This is a genomic window from Micromonospora rhizosphaerae (assembly GCF_900091465.1).
Lineage (GTDB): Bacteria > Actinomycetota > Actinomycetes > Mycobacteriales > Micromonosporaceae > Micromonospora > Micromonospora rhizosphaerae.
The window spans coordinates 4,927,045-4,945,443 of sequence record NZ_FMHV01000002.1; the positions used below are offsets into that span (position 1 = coordinate 4,927,045).

At 74.3% G+C, this 18,399-nt stretch carries 16 protein-coding genes; 2 read left to right on the plus strand and 14 right to left on the minus strand.

Annotated features, from left to right (window positions below):
* Nucleotides 1-47 precede the first annotated feature (47 nt).
* From egtD to GA0070624_RS23205, 6 genes are all read right to left on the minus strand, one after another.
* Nucleotides 48-1,013 carry an L-histidine N(alpha)-methyltransferase gene (egtD, locus tag GA0070624_RS23180; RefSeq protein ID WP_091344542.1) on the minus strand — a complete coding sequence of 322 codons (966 nt, stop codon included), beginning with the start codon at nt 1,011-1,013 and terminating at the stop codon, nt 48-50.
* Between the two features lie 56 nt (nt 1,014-1,069).
* A complete protein-coding gene (egtC, locus tag GA0070624_RS23185) occupies nt 1,070-1,816 on the minus strand; it encodes an ergothioneine biosynthesis protein EgtC (protein WP_091344544.1) in 747 nt (248 codons plus the stop codon).
* Nucleotides 1,817-1,844: 28 nt separating this feature from the next.
* The gene (gene egtB / locus GA0070624_RS23190; RefSeq protein ID WP_091344546.1) at nt 1,845-3,179 is read right to left on the minus strand and encodes an ergothioneine biosynthesis protein EgtB; all 1,335 of its coding nucleotides are present in this window, start codon (nt 3,177-3,179) and stop codon (nt 1,845-1,847) included.
* Nucleotides 3,176-4,405, minus strand: a complete 1,230-nt coding sequence (gene egtA, locus GA0070624_RS23195) for an ergothioneine biosynthesis glutamate--cysteine ligase EgtA (protein WP_425413555.1) — start codon at nt 4,403-4,405, stop codon at nt 3,176-3,178. Before egtA ends, egtB begins: the two co-directional genes overlap by 4 nt.
* Before the next feature lie 159 nt (nt 4,406-4,564).
* Nucleotides 4,565-5,320: a hypothetical protein gene (locus GA0070624_RS23200; RefSeq protein ID WP_091344551.1), complete on the minus strand. Its 756-nt coding sequence runs from the start codon at nt 5,318-5,320 to the stop codon at nt 4,565-4,567.
* Between the two features lie 15 nt (nt 5,321-5,335).
* A complete protein-coding gene (locus GA0070624_RS23205) occupies nt 5,336-5,977 on the minus strand; it encodes an RNA polymerase sigma factor (RefSeq protein ID WP_091344553.1) in 642 nt (213 codons plus the stop codon).
* 549 nt (nt 5,978-6,526) lie between these two features.
* Between GA0070624_RS23205 and GA0070624_RS23210 the strand changes: the two genes are divergently transcribed.
* Nucleotides 6,527-7,879 (plus strand): serine/threonine-protein kinase, encoded by a 1,353-nt coding sequence (locus GA0070624_RS23210; RefSeq protein WP_176731830.1) that lies wholly within the window; start codon nt 6,527-6,529, stop codon nt 7,877-7,879.
* Between the two features lie 716 nt (nt 7,880-8,595).
* On the opposite strand, the gene GA0070624_RS23215 is transcribed toward GA0070624_RS23210, so the two are convergent.
* Complete coding sequence (locus GA0070624_RS23215) at nt 8,596-9,288, minus strand: DUF305 domain-containing protein (protein WP_091344558.1); 693 nt, start codon at nt 9,286-9,288, stop codon at nt 8,596-8,598.
* 139 nt (nt 9,289-9,427) lie between these two features.
* Between GA0070624_RS23215 and GA0070624_RS23220 the strand changes: the two genes are divergently transcribed.
* Entirely contained in the window at nt 9,428-10,870 is a 1,443-nt protein-coding gene (locus tag GA0070624_RS23220) for an LVIVD repeat-containing protein (protein WP_091349589.1), read from the plus strand.
* A 54-nt stretch (nt 10,871-10,924) separates the two neighbouring features.
* On the opposite strand, the gene GA0070624_RS23225 is transcribed toward GA0070624_RS23220, so the two are convergent.
* From GA0070624_RS23225 to GA0070624_RS23255, 7 genes are all read right to left on the minus strand, one after another.
* Nucleotides 10,925-11,914, minus strand: a complete 990-nt coding sequence (locus GA0070624_RS23225; RefSeq protein WP_091344561.1) for a linear amide C-N hydrolase — start codon at nt 11,912-11,914, stop codon at nt 10,925-10,927.
* Nucleotides 11,915-11,956: 42 nt separating this feature from the next.
* On the minus strand, nt 11,957-12,889 hold the full coding sequence (locus tag GA0070624_RS23230; RefSeq protein ID WP_091344564.1) for a PfkB family carbohydrate kinase: 933 nt from the start codon (nt 12,887-12,889) through the stop codon (nt 11,957-11,959).
* Between the two features lie 42 nt (nt 12,890-12,931).
* Entirely contained in the window at nt 12,932-14,542 is a 1,611-nt protein-coding gene (locus GA0070624_RS23235) for an asparagine synthetase B family protein (protein ID WP_091344566.1), read from the minus strand.
* 4 nt (nt 14,543-14,546) lie between these two features.
* Nucleotides 14,547-15,509: a hypothetical protein gene (locus tag GA0070624_RS23240; protein WP_091344569.1), complete on the minus strand. Its 963-nt coding sequence runs from the start codon at nt 15,507-15,509 to the stop codon at nt 14,547-14,549.
* Nucleotides 15,510-15,629: 120 nt separating this feature from the next.
* On the minus strand, nt 15,630-16,436 hold the full coding sequence (locus tag GA0070624_RS23245; RefSeq protein ID WP_091344571.1) for an isocitrate lyase/PEP mutase family protein: 807 nt from the start codon (nt 16,434-16,436) through the stop codon (nt 15,630-15,632).
* A complete protein-coding gene (locus tag GA0070624_RS23250; RefSeq protein WP_091344573.1) occupies nt 16,433-17,449 on the minus strand; it encodes a cytochrome P450 in 1,017 nt (338 codons plus the stop codon). Before GA0070624_RS23250 ends, GA0070624_RS23245 begins: the two co-directional genes overlap by 4 nt.
* Nucleotides 17,450-17,578: 129 nt before the next feature.
* Nucleotides 17,579-18,325 carry an ArsR/SmtB family transcription factor gene (locus tag GA0070624_RS23255; RefSeq protein ID WP_091349592.1) on the minus strand — a complete coding sequence of 249 codons (747 nt, stop codon included), beginning with the start codon at nt 18,323-18,325 and terminating at the stop codon, nt 17,579-17,581.
* Nucleotides 18,326-18,399 lie beyond the last annotated feature (74 nt).

Sequence of the window (18,399 nt, forward strand, 5' to 3'; positions counted from 1 at the left end):
CTACTCCCCTTCGCGCCGCCCAGCCTATCCCACGCCCCCGTGGCCGCTCAGTCGGCCCGGGCCAGCGTGACGCCGAACAACCCGTCCGGATCGGTCCAGAAGGCTTGCGGGGCGAACCCGGCGCCGGTCAGCTCGGCCGCGATTCCCTCCGGCCGGAACTTCGCCGAGACCTCGGTCCGCAGCTCCTCGCCGGCGGCGAAGTCCACATCCAGGTCGAGCACCCGCACCCGCATCGGTCGCTCGGCCCGCAACCGCATCTCGATCCACTCGTGCTCCGGGTCCCAGAGCGCCACATGGCGGAACGCGTCCGGGTCGAAGTCCGCACCCAGCTCGCGGTTGATCACCCGCAGCACGTTGCGGTTGAACTCGGCGGTCACCCCCGCGGCGTCGTCGTACGCCGGCACGATCACCCCCGGGTCCTTGACCAGGTCGGTGCCGACCAGCAGCCGGTCGCCGGGCTCCAGCGCCGCGCGCATCGCGGTGAGGAACTCCGCCCGCTCGATCGGCAGCAGGTTGCCGATCGTGCCGCCGAGGAGGACCACCAGCCGCCGGCCACCGGTGGGCAGCCGGTCGAGGTGCCGGGTGAAGTCGGCGACGACGCCGCGTACCCGCAACCCGGGGTAGTCGGCGGCGATCTGCGCGGTGGACTGCCGCAGCGCGCTGACCGAGACGTCCAGCGGCACGAAGGTGCCCAGGCCGCCGCGGCGGGTGAACGCGTCCAGCAGCAGCCGGGTCTTCTCCGACGAGCCGGAACCCAGCTCGATCAGCGTCTTCGCGCCGGTCAGCTCGGCGATCTCGCCGGCGTGCTCGGCCAGCACGGTCCGCTCGGCCCGGGTCGGGTAGTACTCCGGGAGCCGGGTGATCTCCTCGAAGAGCTCGCTGCCCCGGGCGTCGTAGAACCACTTCGGTGGTAGCCACTTCGGCTCGGCGGTCAGTCCCACCCGTACGTCCTCCCGCAGGCCGCGGCCGAGCTCCTGCTCCTCCAGGTAGATCTCCAATGGCTCCGCGCTCATGAGGTGTCCCTTCCGTTGGCGAACGTCCCTGTCCCACCTGCGCAACAGATCCGGGGTCACGCTCCCGCCAGGGCGCGGACCCGCGCCCCGTTCGAGGTCGCCACCACCAGCTGCCCGTCCGGCACCGCCTGCCAGCCGGGTTCGTCCTCGAGGGGTTCCGAGGCCAGCAGCACGGATTCCCCGGTCGTCCGGACCGACAGCGCGTGCCCGGCAACCGTCGCCACCACCATGCGGCCGTCGGTGAGCAACAGGTTCAGCCGCGAGCCCGGGGCGGCCGCCTCGACCGCCGCGACGGTGTCGGCCATCGCCTGGACCGGGTCCTCCCTCGCCCGCAGCCGGTGCCGGAGCAGTGCCCAGAGCAGCGCGGCGTCGGTCGGCGCGTCCAGGGTGAGCAGATCGCGCACGGGCAGGTCGGCGGCGAGCGGGACCAGCGAGTCGGGCCAGCCCCGGACCACCCCGTTGTGGCTGAACAGCCAGCGACCCTCGGCGAACGGCGCGGCGGCCGTCTCCTGCACCGGCATGCCGACGGTGGCGGAGCGGACGGCGGCCAGCACCGCGCCGGCGACCGTGACGGCGGCCAGCTCCGGCAGAGTGGCGTCGCTCCAGAGCGGCCCGGCGCGCCGGTAGCGGACCGGGTCGCCGTCGCCCGGGTACCAGCCGACCCCGAAGCCGTCCGCGTTGATCGTGCCCCCGCCGCGCATGTCGCGCGGGGCCCAGGACTGCCGCAGCAGCGAGTACGGCGGGTCGTACAGCAGGCTCCGCAGGCTCACGGGCGGCCCCAGGTACGCCAGGTGCCGACACATCAGGCCGCACCGCCGGACCGGCGGGCGGTCATCCGTGCGCCTCCTCGGGCCGGGCGTCCCGGGCGCATCGGAAGCCGCTGAAGATCTGCCGCCGGATCGGGTAGTCCCAGTTGCGGAACGTGCCCCGGCAGGCCGCCCGGTCGGTGCCGAACGACCCGCCGCGCAGCACCCGGTAGTCGTCCCCGAAGAAGACCTCGGAGTATTCCCGGTACGGGAAGGCGGTGAAGCCGGGATGGCCGCGGAAGGTCGTGGAGGTCCACTCCCAGACGTCACCGATGAGCTGGTGCACGCCGAGCGGCGAGGCGCCGGCCGGGTAGGCGCCGACCGCCGCCGGCCACAGGTGCCGCTGGCCCAGGTTGGCGTGTTCGCCGGTCGGGTCCTCGTCGCCCCACGGGTAGCGGCGGGAGCGGCCGGTGGCCGGGTCCCAGCGGACCGCCTTCTCCCACTCCGCCTCGGTGGGCAGCCGCTTGCCGGCCCAGGCCGCGTACGCCTGCGCCTCGAACCAGCAGACGTGCACCACCGGCTCGTCGTCGCGGACCGGGGACCAGCGGCCGAACCGCCGGTACGCCCAGCCGTCCCCGTCGCGGCGCCAGTGCATCGGGGCGGTCAGCCCCGCCTCGGTGCGGTGCCGCCAGCCGGCTCCGCTCCACCAGCGCGGGTCGTCGTAGCCGCCGTCGGCGATGAACTCGCGGTACTGCCCGTTGGTGACCGGCGCGGCGTCGATGACGTACGCGGGCAGGTCGACGGTGTGCGCGGGACGCTCGTTGTCCAGCGCCCAGGGGTCGGTGGAGGTGCCCATGGTGAACGGGCCGGCCGGCACCAGCACCTCACCGGTCACCCGGGCCCGCGGCTCGGGCGGCGGCGGCGCGTTCAGCACCGGCGCGCCGGAGCGCAGCTGGTGGGTGGCGAGCATGGTCTCGTCGTGCTGCTGCTCGTGCTGCACGATCATCCCGAACGCGAACCCGTCGACGACCAGCTGCCGGTCCGTGAAGCGGATTCCGTCGAGCAGGTCGTACACCTTGTCCCGGACGGTCCGCACGTAGGCGCGCGCCTCGGTCGGCGGGAGCAACGGCAGCGAGGGGCGGTCCTTGCGGGGCTGCTTGAAGGCGTCGTACAGGTCGTCGATGTCCCGGCGCACCGGCTCGCGACCGCCGACGTCCCGGACCAGCCAGAGCTCCTCCTGGTTGCCCACGTGCGCCAGATCCCAGACCAGCGGGGACATCAACGGCGAGTGCTGCCGCATCAGGTCGGCGTCGTCGACCGCTTCGGTCAGCAGCGCGGTACGGGCCCGGGTCCGCTCCAGCTCCACCGCGATGCGGCTGCGCAGCTCCGTCTCGGTGCCCGGCTGTTCGGTGGTCGTCACCGGTGTCCCCTCTCCGCGGCGGCGCGCCGCCGCCGGATTGCTCGGCTCGTCTCCTCGTGCGTACCCGGTGGCAGCTCCAGTCGCGGCAGGGCGGCCAGGGCCAGGTCGAACAGGTTCGCCGCGGCGGCGGCGAGCGGCGGGTCGCTCAGGCCGTACCGGGCGGCAGCGTGCCAGCGGTCGGCCACCGGCGTCGCGACGGACAGGGCGGCCCGGGTGGTGCCCGGGTCGGCGAGCAGGGCGGCCAGCACCGCGAGCGGCACGGTCCACTCCGGACCGGGCTGCGCGTCCAGGTAGCGGACCTCCAGGTAGCCGCGCGGGCGTACCGGTGGGAAGAGCGTGCTGACGTGGTATTCCAGGTCGTCCGTGGTGGGGGGTCGGGGCAGCGCCCCGTCGATCCAGTCGGCGAAGGTGACGCCGGGCGGTGGTGTCCAGTCCGGACCGTCGTCGCGCAGGCAGAGCAGCGGCGCGGCGAGGGCGTACTCCGTCCAGGCGGCGACCGGGTCCCGGTCGGGCCGCCCCGGCGACCAGACGGGTCGGGTCCGGGCCGGGTCGATAGCCAGCCACGCGGCCATCCGTGCCGACGCCCAGCCGGTACGCCGGCCGGCGTGCCGGTCCGCGGTGGCGAACGCGGCCAGCAGCGGTGGCCCCACCGCGTGCACCGCCGCCCACCGGTCGCCCAGCCGGTCCGGCTCGCCGGCGTCCAGGCAGACCTGGAGGCCGGCGGTGCTGTACATCATGGTCCGGCCGGCCGGGCCGTGCCGGTCGAAGACGCAGCGCATGGCCCGGTAGCGCGGGGTGTCGACGATCGGACGCGGGGCCCGCCAGGGATCGATGCCGGTACGCCCGAGGACCAGGCCGGCGGCATCCAGTACGGCGCTCAGCTCGGCGATGTCGGCCTCGGTGGCCAGGATCAGCGCGGCGATGGACGATCGCGGCGCGGTGGAGAGTTCCACCTGCCCGCCCGGCTCCACGGTCACGGTGCTGCCGTGCCGGAGCTGATCGGCGGGGCTGGTTCCGTCGATGGTGACGGGGCTGTGCCGCCCCAGCGCCATGCGCAGTCGCTCGCGATCGACCGGTCGGGCCGGGTCGGCGGCGTCGTGCACGGTCCATTCCAGTTCGACGCCGGTCCAGGTGGGTGGGCCGGTCTTGAAGCAGATCCTGGCGATGTGCCCGGCCGCCGCGGCCGCGTCCGCGAGGACGGTGGCACGGTCCAGGTCCGGCGACATCATCAAGAGACGGCTCCTCTCCCCGTGCGGGTGGCGACCGCTGCCTCCACCGCGGCGCCGCCCACCGTCACCGGTCGGGGGCGCCCTTGGTTCCACCATCTTCTGTCTAGCAGACGGAATCCGCGCCCCCGGAGAGATGAATTTTTGTCCGGATCGGTGTCAACCGCCGGTTTCGGTGGTCGGCTTCCCGGTCTGCGCGGCCGACGTGGGCCCCGTGACGGCCCCGGGCGACCGGGTGGCTCGGGCGCTGGGCGAGGCCTTCGGGGCCTGCTCCGGCATCAGCCGTCGGCAGAAGCCGTCGACCCGGTCGGCACCGCCGGCCGCGACCACCAGGTCGGCGAAGGTGGGCGTCTCCAGCGCCCGGGCCCGCTGCCCGGCCGGCTTGGCCAGGTAGGCCCGGCACAGGCCGGTCAGCTGCTGGGTGTCGGCCGGGCGGCCGGGTCCGCCGCCGGCGGTGCTGGGCGCGCCAGCGGTGGACGGTGAAGCACGCGGACCGCCCCCGGTGGTGCCCCCGCCCGGGGTCTGCGACTGCGATCCGTCGGCTCCGGAGCTGCCGGGCGTGGTCGGGGCGGACGGCGGAGCCGGCTCCTCGGGTCGGTCGAGACTGACCGCGGCGAACGCCGCACCGGCCGTGGCGGTGGCCGCGAGGCCGGCGAGCCAGGCGACCGCGCCGGCTCCGATCCGCCGTCGGCGGGCCGCCCGTACCGGCGCGGGAGCCGCCCGGGCCGCTCGGAACGCGGCGAGGGCCTGCCCCTCCCCGGACAGCTCGCCTGGGTTGGCCGGGGCTGCCGCGGCGGCGAGCAGCTGGACCAGCGGATCGGCGTCGGGGCTCGGGCGTCGACCGGCTCGCGCCGCGTCGAGAAGCCGCTCGGACCCCGCCCGGTCGGCGGGCCCGTCGGTCCGGCGAAAGCTCATCAGTTCCCCCTCACGTCATCCGTCCGCCGGCTTGGCGTGCGGCGCGCTCGGCGCCTGCCGCCCCCGGCCGGTACGGGGGCGGGGCGCGGTGGTTCCCCAGGCCCGGCCCGACGGCTGGCCCACGTCGGAGCGTTCCAACAGCGCGGCGAGCCGGCGCAGGCCTCGGTGGGCGGCGGTGCGCACGGCTCCAGGTCGCCGGCCGAGCACCCGCCCGGCGGTCTCCGCGTCGAGTCCGATCACCGCCCGGAGCAGCACCGCCTCCGCCTCCCGTGGTGGCAGGGTGGCGATCAGCGCGAGCGCCGCCTCGGTGCCGATCGTCTCGCCGGCCCGCTCCGCGGTGTCCGCGTCCCCGGCCAGTTCGCTGAGCGACTGCACCGGCACCGGCAGGGACGGTCGCCGGCGTTGCCGACGCAGGTGGTCCATCGCGCGGTTCCGGGCGATGGTCACGGTCCAGGCCCGGAACTCGCCGCCGGTGAAGCTGGGCAGGTCGCGGGAGATCTGCAACCAGGTCTCCGAGGCGACGTCCTCGGCGTCCGCGCCCACCAGCGCGGTGAGGTAGCGCAGCAGGCCGGGCTGCAGGCTGCGGTAGAGGAAGCGGAAGGCATCCTCGTCGCCGGCCTGCGCCGCGTCGACCGCCTCGCTCAGCTCACCGGTCATGGACCCGCCGTTCCCGCTCTCCGGACCGGCCCATGCCGTGGCCGGCGTGCGCGACGCCCGCCCGGTCCGGTGACCGGACCTCCACCCGCACCATCAGTCCCCCGCTGACCCTGATCGCGCCCGGGCGCCGGAGCGCTCGGGCGGCACGTATGGACACTCGCCGCGAAGCACGGCCGTCGGCGGACATACCGTACCGGCACCAGGGGGCGAGCCCGAGTCGGGCTAACGCTAGGAGTGGTCTGGTGGACCGACAAGCCGCCGTTGACCAGGAAAAAAGTGAGAATCATCTACGGCTGCCATCGGCGTGTCGGCGTAACACCGAACTGCGCCTGAACGCTGCGCGCTGTCACCGGCGCCCGCCTGGTGCCCAAGCTGGGACAAATGGACCGGTCAGCAAGGTTTTCTGGCCGATCGTACCCGACTCGTCCCGGTCGACCGGTCCGCCGAGGCGTCACCAGACGGCCCGCCGACCGGCTGCGGACCCGCCGCCGCCTCCGGCGGGCGGGATTGCGGGATTTGCTCCGCCCCGGCTCTGGGTACGGTATTGAGGTGTTGTCATCGGGGGTCGTGCTCAGCGGTCGGTATCGACTGGACGAACGTGTCGCCACCGGCGGCATGGGCGACGTCTGGCGTGCCACCGACCTGGTCCTCGGCCGCCCGGTCGCGGTGAAGGTCCTGCTCCCCGCGCTGGTCTCCGATCCCGACTTCATCGCCCGGTTCCGCGCCGAGGCGCGGATCATGGCGTCCCTGCGGAACCAGGGCATCGTGCAGGTCTTCGACAGCGGCGAGGACGAGCTGGCCGACGGTAGCCGCGCCGACTACCTGGTCATGGAGTTCGTCGCGGGCGAGCCGCTGTCCAGGCGGATCGAGGCCGCCGGCCACCTCGGGGTCGGCGAGACGATGTCGATCGTGGCGCAGGTGGCCCAGGCGCTGCACGCGGCGCACGCCCGCGGCATCGTGCACCGGGACGTCAAGCCGAGCAACCTGCTGGTGCAGGAGGACGGCACCGTGGTGCTGGTCGACTTCGGGGTCGCCCGGTCGACCAACGTGACCAGCATCACAAGCACCAACGCCGTGCCCGGCACGGCCCTCTACATGGCGCCCGAGCAGGCGGCCGGCCGACCGGTCTCCGGCGCCACCGACATCTACGCCCTCGGCGCGGTGGCGTACTGCTGCCTCACCGGCGGCCCGCCGTTCACCGGCGACAACCCGCTGCAGGTGGCCGTCAAGCACCTCGACGACGAACCGCCGGCGCTGCCGCACGACATCCCGGAGCCGGTTCGTGCCCTGGTGACCCGGGCGCTGGCGAAGGATCCGGCGGACCGGTTCTCGACCGGTGCCGCGATGGCGGAGGCGGCCAGGGCGGTTATGGCCGAGTCCCCTACCGCCATGGTGCCGGTCCGGTTGCGCAATTCGGCCGGGGTGGCGACCACCAGGGACGATCTTCCAGTCGTCTCGCCGGCACCATCGGTCTCCCCGTCGCGTCGTGGCGGGCGGCGTGGGACGCTTGTCGGCGCGCTTGCCGCGGTGCTCGTGGCGCTGGCCGCGCTCGGCGCGGCGCTCGGCGCGGCCAAGCAGGCGGATGCGCCGGCCACCACGATCAAGACCACGGAACCCGCGGTCGCGCCCACCGGCGAGGCGTCGGCCACCGAGGCGACCCCGACCGGACAGAGTAGCCGGACGCGCCGCCCGGCCGGGCCGGTCAGCAAGCGGTCTCCGTCGGCCTCCGCAACGCCGAGTGCGGCACCGAGCGCGTCCCCAGTGCCCTCGACGTCGCCGAATCCGTCCCCGACCGGGACAACGCCGCCGAGTACCGATCCGGCACCGACCGACACCTCTACCACCACCGCACCGGCACCGACGACCACCATTGCCAATCCCCCGGTCGTTCCGGGGGGCTGAGCCTCCGGCCCAACAGGCGGTGAGTGTCCGGGCTGATGTGCCCGGCCCGACACCCGCCGGTCGGGTCCCGTCCTGGCTGGACGGAACCCGGCCCGTTGACCCACGCACCTGTTGCCCGACGGTGTCACCGCCGGGTAGCGGTCACACCACGCCGAGCGCCTCGGCCACCGGGCGGGCAAGCGCCCGCCAGGCCGGCTGGGTAACCACACCGGCGACGGCGAAGAGCGCCACCAGGCCGGAGACGGCGACGTCGAACGCGGCACCGCGCAGCGGACGGCCGAAGATCGTACGTTCAGGTCACCCAGCGTACGGGGCAGTCCGGCGGCAGCCGGCGGCGTGACTCCCGCCTGCCTTTAGAGCTGCCCGCACCGGCGGGGCACCGCCGCCGGTCCCTTTGATCGACGGGACCTCAGCAACCGGGGCGGTTGGTCAGGACGGTTCGCGATCGGCGACGAAGACGCCGAGACCCTGGTGGCCGTAGAGTTCGCCGGTCTCGATGAGGATCGTGATGGCCCTGGCGCACCGTCGACTGGCTGCCGACTTCGTACATCTCGGCGAGCGCCTTGGTCGACGGCCGACGATGATCTACGTGACCGGTGACCGCCTGCACGGGCACCAGCTGCATACAACCCGCTGCCAGCGGTGGCCCAGACGGGGCAGCTCCAGAGGGAGCCGAGGAGGCATCTCGGCGGCGAAGGGTGGCGCGGACGGGCTGATCAGGGGGTGGTCAACTCGCGCAGGCGGTTGATCTCCACCGTCTGTTCGGTGGCGACGGAGTTGGCGAACTCGGACAGGGCCTGGTCGACGCCGACCTTGAGCAGATCGGTTGCCATCGTGACGGCGCCCTGGTGGTGCTCGGTCATCATCCGCACGAAGAGCCGGTCGAAGTCCGCGCCCCGGGCGTCGGCGAGCCGCCGCATCGCCTCCGGCGACTGCATGCCCCGCATCGTGCCGTGGTCGTGGCCGGGGACCGCTGCGGGCAGACCCCGCGCGTCGAGCCAAGCACGCATCATGCCCACCTCGGGAGCCTGGGCGGCCCGGATGCGGTCGGCGACGGCGCGTACCCGCGGGTCGGCGGCCCGGTCCGGAGCGAGGGCGGCCATCTCCAGCGCCTGCTGGTGGTGCGGGATCATCATCCGGACGAACCAGACATCGAGGCTGTTGTAGCGGGGCGGCGAGCCGTCCCTGACCTCCTGCGCCGGGCGGACCGCCGCCGACTCCCCGGGCCGGCCGGGCACGATGACCGGGGGTGCGTCGGCGGAAGGCGACGGCCCCGCCCCCGACCCGCCGGCCGTACGGGCGACCGTCGATGGGGCGCCGGCACGAGACCGCAGTGTCAGGCCCAAGGCGGCCAGCAGCAGGGCCGCGACTGTGACGGCGATCAGCACGCGTCCACGTCGGCCCGTCATGCGCGACCCTCCTCCGGTCGAGGTGACAGCGATCCTATCTATCAACAAAGGACACATCGTGTGACCCAGGTCACATTGATGCTGATCGCCGGACGGTAAGGTTTGGACACTCGCCATCCCCTTTCGAAGGGTGTCGCCGATGATCAGATTCCGTACGCCTCAGGCCCGTCGGCTCCGGATCGTGAGCGTGACGGCCGCCGGCCTCCTCCTCGCCGGCGTGGTCACCGCCCCGCCCAGCAGCGCTCAAGAGACACCACTCAGTGCCGAGCCCGCCAAACCGGGCACCGGACTCGGCGTCGACGAGATCGCCCACAGCCTCAACATCCGCCAGATCGCCAACCTGCCGAAGCAGGCCCCGTTCAACACCACGTCGTCGTTCGGCACCGACATGGCCTTCCAGGGCCACTACGCCTTCGTCGGCAACTACAACGGCTTCGTCATCTACGACATCGCCCGCGCGGACGCGCCGTCCATCGTGTCGCAGGTGCTCTGCCCCGGCTCGCAGAACGACGTGTCGGTCTACGGCGACCTGCTCTTCCTCTCCACCGACTCCTCGCGCAGCGACGATTCCTGCCACAGCGTCTCGCAGTCCGCGACCATCAAGGAGTCCTGGGAGGGCATCAAGGTCTTCGACATCAGCGACAAGACCAGCCCGCGCTACATCAAGTCGGTTGAGACCGACTGCGGCTCGCACACCCACACCCTCGTCCCAGCCAAGGACGGCACCTCGGTCTACCTCTACGTGTCGTCGTACTTCCCGTCGGACACTTTCCCGGACTGCCAGCCGCCGCACGACTCGATCTCCATTGTGAAGGTGCCGCTGAGCGCCCCGACCGACGCGGCGGTGGTGGCCACGCCGAACCTCTTCCCCGACGGCGGATACAAGGGTTCCAGCACCTCGGCGACCAGCGGCTGCCACGACATCACCGCCTTCCCCGAGAAGGACTTGGCGGCGGGTGCCTGCATGGGCGACGGCATCCTGATGGACATCTCCGACCGGGAGGCGCCCCGGGTCATCGACCAGGTACGCGACACGAAGAACTTCGCCTTCTGGCACTCGGCGACGTTCAACAACAGCGGCACCAAGGTGGTCTTCACCGACGAACTCGGCGGTGGCGGCGGCGCGACCTGCAACAAGCAGGTCGGGCCGAACAAGGGCGCGGACGCCATCTACGACGTCACCGGCAGCGGCGACGCCCGCTCGCTGGCCTTCCGCAGCTACTACAAGATCCCCCGGGTGAACGCCGACACGGAGAACTGCGTGGCGCACAACGGGTCGCTGATCCCGGTGCCCGGCCGGGACATCATGGTCCAGGCGTGGTACCAGGGCGGCATCTCGGTCTGGGACTTCACCGACTCCGCCAACCCCACCGAGATCGGCTACTGGGAGCGCGGGCCGCTCTCGGCCACCCAGCTCATCCTCGGCGGCTCCTGGTCCGCCTACTACTACAACGGCCACATCTACTCCAGCGACATCCAGAAGGGCCTGGACGTGCTGGAGATCGACGATCCGCGCACGGCCAACAACACCCGCTTCCAGGAGCTGAACGTGCAGACGCAGCCCAGCTACCGGAACAGGTAGGCGTACCGGCCCCCGGGCCCGGTCCCCGCGACAGGGGGCCGGGCCCGACCCCGGTCAGCCCATTGGCAACTGGTAACGCCGCTCGCCACCGGTCGCGGTGACCAGCCGCACCTCGCCGCTGCGCAGGCCGTACGTCACCGACCAGCGGGTGTGCGGCTGCCGCACGGCGTCCAGGACGCTCAACGCCGCGGGGGCGTCCACCACCCCGCCCGCCTTGTCCAGGGCGGCCGCGATCACCCCGTACCGGTGGTCCTGCCGCAACTCCGGCTCGGGTACGCCCACCACCGGCACGTTGGTCAGCGCCTGCCAGTCGCCCCGGCCCCGCTGGACCCGCATCGTGCCGTCGACGAGCTCGACCACGGCGGACGCGCCCGTGGCGTCGGCGAGGAGGTAGTGCAGCGGCGGCCCGCCGTCGAAGTCGAGGTTGTAGCGCTCGAACACGGCGATCGCCTCGTCCACCGTGGCGGCGTTGTCAAGCACCAGGCGGAGAATGCGTACCGAACCGACCGTCGGCCGGCCCGGCACCGGACGCGCGGTCGCCCGGTCGTCGGCGGCCAGGCCCACGGCGAGGCCGCGCTCGTTCATCCCGTCGAAGGGCAGCAGCGGCGCGTTGAGCAGCCGGCGGTCACCGGCCGGATCGGGTCCCACCCCAAGGTAGGAGATGTCCACCAGGGACACCGAGGCGTAGCCGTCCGGCGGGTCGGTCCGCAGCACCAGGGCCGGGTTGGGGTCCCAGTCGAAGTTGCGGGCGAACAACGGCCGGCCGCGGTCGCCGAGGGCGGCGAAGAGCGAGCAGCCGAAGGGGCTCGCCTCGGCCGTGGCGGACGTGCCGACCGTCGGGTCGTAGTCGCCGACGTAGGTCAGCTCGTACAGCGGCAGGTCGTCGACCTTGCGCAGGCTGGCCAGGGTCCGCTCGACCTGCCCGGCGTCCTGGCGGGACGCGGTCGGCGTCCCGGCCCGAGGCGACGCCGGGGACTGCGGATGCGAGCACGAGGTGACCGCGAGCAGCAGGGCGACACCGGTGGCGAGCAGACTCCTGCGCATACCAGCGACGCTAGGGCAGGCACCGATGGCTGTCCATCTCCGTCAGCTCCCCGGGATGCGGGCCAACTGCTCCTCGATCGCCTCGGCGGTCAGGTCCGGCCGACCACCGGGATGGCCGACCGTGGCGCCGGCCGCCGCGACCGCGTACCGGGCCGTCTGATCATGCGGATCCTTGCGGAGCAGGCCGAGGGTGAGCGCGGCGACGAAGGCGTCGCCGGCGCCGGTGGTGTCCACCGTCGGCGTCTCGCTGATGGGCACGAACAACTCCCCGTCCGGCCAGACGAAGGCGTTCCCCGCCCCCGCCACCTCGACGGCAACCAGGGACGGCCCCCGGCCGAGCAGCTCCCGGCCGGCCCGCAGGGCGGTCTCGGCGTCCTTCGGCGGTTCGCCGAAGATCAGTCCGGCCTCCTTCGCGTCGGCGCGCAGCACGTCGGCGAGCGCGAGCAGCTCGGCGGCCCCGCCCGGATCGTCCGGCGCCCCGTCGAGCACCACCAGCCGGTCGGCCGACCGGGCGCACCGCGCCGCCGCCAGCGCCGCCGCCAGCGGCTGCTGCAGCTGTACGAGCACCGCCCGGGCGGCCCGCAGCGCGTCCTCCGCGCCGGCCACGTCCGCCTCGGTCAGCAGGGTCTCCCGGGGGATGTCCTCGAGGTAGCGCCAGTGGCCCTGCGCGTCGACCACGTCGACGATCAGGGCGCTCGGCGTGCCCTCCCGCCGCAGCACGGGGGCGACGTCGATGCCGTCGCTGCGCGCCTGACCCAGCAGCCGGTCGCCGACCTCGTCCTGCCCCACCACCCCGAGCAGCCCGACCCGTGCGCCGAGCTGGGCGAGGCTCACGGCCTGGTTGGCGCCCTTGCCGCCGAGCAGCTCCCGGCGGCACCGAACGCGGGCGGTTCGGGAGGGGCCGGGCACCTCGTCCACCACCAGAACGATGTCCCGCGCCACCTGCCCGACCGCGATCGCGTCCAGTCCCACCATGCCGGGCTGATACCCCGGGCGGCCCTGGTCACGCCACGCCGCTCAGCCGGGCAGCGGCGCCTCGTCGCCCCGGGTACGGCGGGGCCCGACCAGCCGGCGGACCATCGGGATGGCGTTCCACTTCGCCGCGCCGACCAGGTCCCGGGCGTGCTCCAGGACGGTGTAGTCCGGCCGGGCCAGCCCCTCGGCGATCGCCCGGTCCAGGTCGTTGCCGCAGCGCAGCAGCACGCTGTCGAAGTCCCGGCGGACCGGTTCGAGCAGGTCGTAGCCGAAGGACCGGTGTAGCCGGGCGAAGAGCGGCTTGTAGAGGCGGGCGCGCTCGTGCAGCCCGGAAGAGTAGGACATCGGGTTCTTCGGTCGCCGTCGGATGTAGTCGGGCAGGATGTCGGCGAACGCCCGGCGGACGATCCACTTGTCCTGTCCGTCGCGCATCTTCAGCTCCAGCGGCAGCCGCATCGCCAGCTCCACCACGCTCAGGTCGAGGAACGGCACCCGGGCCTCCACGCCGTGGCCCAGGCTGGCCCGGTCCACCCGCTGCAGCTCCGTACGACAGAGGTTGCGGATCCGGTGCAGGAAGAGCCGGCGGGACCGCTTGGGGCCGACCTGCAGGTACATCGGGTAGCCGCCGAACAGCTCGTCCGAGCCGTCCCCGGTGAGCACCACCTTGATCCCCAGCGCGCGCAGCCGGCGGAAGATCGGCACCGACACGATGGCGTTGATGATGTCGCCGTACTCGGTCAGCTCGGACATCCGGATCGCCTCCCGGACGTCGGCCAGCCGGATGTCCCGCGGACGCAGCTCGATCACCTCGTGCGGCACGCCGAGGTCGGCGGCGAGCCGCCGCGCGTACGCCACGTCCGGGCTGTCCGGCACCCCGACCGTGACCGCCACGCAGTCCGGGTGCATCTCCCGCACGTGCAGCAGGGCCAGCGAGCTGTCCAGCCCGCCGGAGAGCACCACCCCCACGGTCAGGTCGGTGTCCAGCCGCATCCGGATGCTGTCGGTGAGCGCGGCACGGACGAGCAGGGCAGCCTCGTCCGGGTCGTCGATCACCGGCAGCCCGGCGCCGAGGTTGAGCAGGTCGACGTGCGGACGCAGCCGGACCCCGCGGCCCGGATCGGCCCACCCGTGGTGCCCGGGCGGCACCTCACTGACCGGGGCGCCGTGCCCGACCAGCGCCTTGACCTCCGAGGCCAGGTGCAGGCAGCCGGGGCTGCGGGTCCAGTAGAGCGGCTTCACCCCGAGCGGGTCCCGGGCCAGGTAGGCCCGGCCGGTGGCCCGCTCCACGACGGCGAAGGCGTACTCGCCGCGCAGTCGGCGTACCACGTCCTCGCCCCAGCGCAGGAAGGCCGCGAGGACCACCTCGGTGTCGCTGTCGCTGCGGAAGGTGTACCCGAGCCGCGTCAGCTCCCCGCGCAGCTCGTGGTGGTTGAAGACCTCGCCGTTGTAGCAGAGCAGGAAGCGCTCGTCGGCGGAGACCCACGGCTGCACCGCCCGGTCCCGGTCCACGATGCGCAGCCGGCGGGCACCGGCCAGCAGGCCGGTCTCCTGTCGCGTCTCGGTGACCTCCCCGCGCGGGGCGAGGACGCCGAGCATCCGGCGGAAGGTGGCCGGGTCGGCCTCGGGGCCGATGCTGAGCGCGATGCCGCACACGCCGTCACACCCCCATCTCGGCCTCGAACGCCCGCCGGAACCGTTGGCAGGCGGCAGGCGCGACGCAGACGTGCCAGGCCTGACCCTCGTCGACCACGTTGATCTCGCCGGCCTCCTGCCGGGCCAGCAGCAGCCCCGCCAGGATGTCCCGGACGCCGAAGCGCCGGAACCAGGCCATCTCCACATCCGCGGCGTACCCGAGGCAGTGCCCGCTGGGCACCATCGCGGCGTAACCCAGGCGGCGCAGCCGGTACTGGTGCTCGGCGCTGCGGACCAGGCTGGTCACCCAGAGCGGCGGGGTTCCCGGCGGGGCGGCCAAGGCGAGCTCCCGGCCGACGTCGTTGAGCAGGGCCACGATCTCCCGCCGCGCCCGGCGGAACATCAGCCCCGCGGTGTGCGGGGCGGCGTCCGGGCGGAGCCGGCGGCGCACGGCGCGCAGGCCCCGGCCGAGGACCGTGACCGGCTGCCCCTGGTAGCGGAAGCGGAGCAGGCCCCGGCGGCGCAGCCACTCCAGGTCGATCAGCTCGATGGAGCTGTTGACCTGCGTGTCGGTGTGGAAGGTCGGCGTGTCCCGCCACCACATCACGTCGATGCGGGAGAGCAGGAAGATCCGGACCAGCGCGGTCAGGTCGCCGGCGGAGCTGCGGGCGTTGGGCTGATAGCGGAGCATCTCCAGCAGCAGCGTTTCCCGGGCGCCGACGAACCCCTGCGGGGTCGCGTCGAGCACCGCGGCGATCGCCGGCTCGCGCAGCCGCTGGTCCAGGAGCATCTGCCGGGCCGCGGTCGACGGGGCGTCCGCCAGGGCACCGACCTCCACCAGCAGCTCCGCCACCGCCGCCCGGTACGCCGCCAGATCCGGCTCGCGCGACGACGGCCGGCGGGCCGGCGTGGGCAGCCGGTGGGCGGGGGCGGTGGACGCGACGGCCGGCCCGGGCTGCTGGCCGGGGCTTCGGCTGGGCACTCGCATGGTCGGGTCCTCTCTCCCGGCGGGAGACGGCGTGGATGAGCCTGAAACACACCGTAATCACCAGGACGGGAGGTTCCGCGAGCAATCCTCCTAATCTCCTCGGAAGGGAACGGAGCGGCCTCATCCGGTGCGGTCGGTGCCGAACCGCCCGCTCAACCCCTGCACCTGCCCGTACGACGGGACGGTGGGGAGGTCCCCGTGCCGGCCGGACCGGGCGGCGTCGGCGACCTCGAGCGCGGCGCCGAGCGCCGCGCGGAAGAGCAGCGAGCCGGTGCTCACCCGGGCCACCCCGAGCCGGCCCAGCTCGGCCAGGTCCGGCCCACCGGGGCGGTACAGCACGTTCAGCGGCGCCGCGATCTCGGCGGCGAGCAGGCCGACGGTGTCGTCCGGTGCGCCGGGGACGAAGATCCCGTCGGCGCCGGCCGCCCGGTAGGCCCGGGCCCGGTGCAGGGCCTGCGCCAGCGGGTCCGGCGTCCCCAGCCACCAGGCGTCGGTGCGGGCGTTGACGAACAGCTCGGGCACCGCCGCCTTCACCGCCGCGATCTTGGCCACGGTCCGCTCGGGCGGCTCCAGGGTGCCGTCCGGGCGGCCGTCCTCGAGGTTGACTCCGACCACGCCCACCGCGGCCAGCTCGGCGACGTACCCGGCCACGGCCGCCGGATCGTCGCTGAACCCGCCCTCGATGTCGACGGTGAGCAGCACCGGGAGCCGGCGGAGCCGGCGGGCGAGATCCAGGTTCTCCGCCCGGGTGGCCGCCGCCGCGTCCGGCTTGCCGCTGGCCGCGGCGACCCCGAGGCTGGTGGTGCCGATCGCCGCGTGGCCCTGCGCGGCCAGCGCCGCGGCGGAGGCGTGGTCCCACGCGTTCGGCAGCAGGACCGGGCGCCCCGGCCGGTGCAGGGCCCGGAACGCGGCGTGGCGGTCGTTCATCGGGGTCTCACCTCGAGACTGGTGGGGATGCGCAGGGTGGGGTGCGGGTCGTGGCGGACCTCCGCGTCGGCGGCGCGGCAGCGTCGGCGCAGCACGTCGACGACGCCGGCGGCCAGCGCCAGGGCGTGCCGCTCGCCGGGGCAGCCGCGCGGTCCGGCGCCGAAGGTCATCGCCCGGGCGCGTCGGCCGGGCACGAATCGGTCCGGCTCCGCGAAGACCGCGGGGTCGCGGTTGGCCGCGTCGAAGCGGAGCAGCAGCGGACTGCCAGGGCCGATCTCCCGCCCGCCGAGCCGCATCGCGGCGGTGGTGACCCGCCGGGTGGCGCGTACCGGCGGGTCGAGGCGGAGCACCTCGGCCAGCAGGTCGGCGGTCGGCGCCGACGCCGGCAGCGGCAGCAGGTGCCGGGCGGCGGCCCCGATCAGGCCGGCGGTGGCGTCGCAGGCCTGGACCAGCAGGCCGATCCGGTTCGCGGCGACCTCCGGCGGCGCCGGCGGCGACATCGCCAGCAGCGCCGACACCGCCCGGTCGGCGCGCCGCACCGCCGGCGGACCGGCACCCGGGTGGTAGGCGGCGGCCACCGCGGCCACCGCCGGCCAGGCGCCGGTCGGGTCGGCGAGGCCGAGTCCGGCGGCCAGCACCTCCAGCGGTACGCGTCGGGCCAGCCGAGCCATCACGTCGAGCTGGTCACCGGCCCGGTCGAGTTCCGCCTCGGTACGTCGGGCGGCGGCCGCGCTCAGCTCGGCAGGATCGATCCGGGCCAGCGCGGCGACACCGATCGCCCGTCGGGCCGGGTGCCGGTCCGGGGCGCTGAACCGGCTGACCGTGCTCCGCAGCCAGGCCAGCGTGCCCGGCGGCCCCTCGGGCGCGGCCGGCACCGCGCAGTCCGGGTGGGTCAGCACCGCGCACACGTCGGCGTGCCGGGTGACCGTCCAGCCGCCGTCAGGGGCGACGGTCGGCGGTCCGCAGTCGAGCGTCTCGGGCGCGGGGCCGATCAGGGGCCAGGTAACCGTCATCGCCCGACGGTAGGTCCGGATCGCTTCGGCCCCGACCGAACCGTCGCCTCACCGCGCTGGTTCACGGTGGCAATTTCGCGCCGGATAGCCACTCTTTCCGTGTGCAAGGGCGGGGCGGGGGTGGGTGGATCAGGCGCGGCCGCCGCCGGTGGGGCGGGGTGGGGCGGGTGCCAGGTCGGTGGGGTCGAGGCCGAGGGCTGCGGCCAGGGCGGGCGTCCCGGCAGGGGTGAGCCGGACCGCGCGGCCGGTGCCGCGGACCGTCCAGCCGAGATCGAGGAAGCGCCGGCAGAGCGCCGCGCCGAGCGCCCCCGCGAGGTGCGGACGCCGCTCGGTCCAGTCCAGGCAGTCGCGGACCAGCGGGCGCCGGGCGGCGCGCAGCGGCTCGACCGGCACCCCGAGGCCGTTCAGCCACTCCAGGCCGGCCGGGGTCAGCGCGAGGCCGCCCGCCCGGTCCAGCACGCCGCGGTCGAGCAGCGCGTCGTACAGCAGCACGCCGAGCCGCCCAGCCAGGTGGTCGTAGCAGGTCCGGGCGTACGCGAGGGCGGCGCCGGCCGACGCGGCGCGCAGGGTCCGGGGCGGGGCCGGCGGGGCGGGGGCGTGGCCGGCCAGGTCCTCGATCAGCTGGGCGACCGACGGCCCGGCCAGGCGGACGTACCGGTGCCGGCCCTGCCGCTCCTCCACCAGCAGCCCGCCGCGGACCAGCCGGGTGAGGTGGTCGCTCGCAGTCGACGGCGCCACCCCGGCGGCGCGGGCCAGCTCCCCCGCGGTCCAGGCCCGCCCGTCGAGCAGGGCGAGGCAGAAGCTGGCCCGGGTGCCGTCGGCGAGCAGTGCGGCGAGGCCGGCGACCGAGCGGCCGTCGGCGGTGGTCGTGGTCATGCCCACCATGCTGGCACGGGCACGTTTCGGTGCCGGCCGACCGGTGCCGGTACCGGGAGTGCCCCGGGAACCGG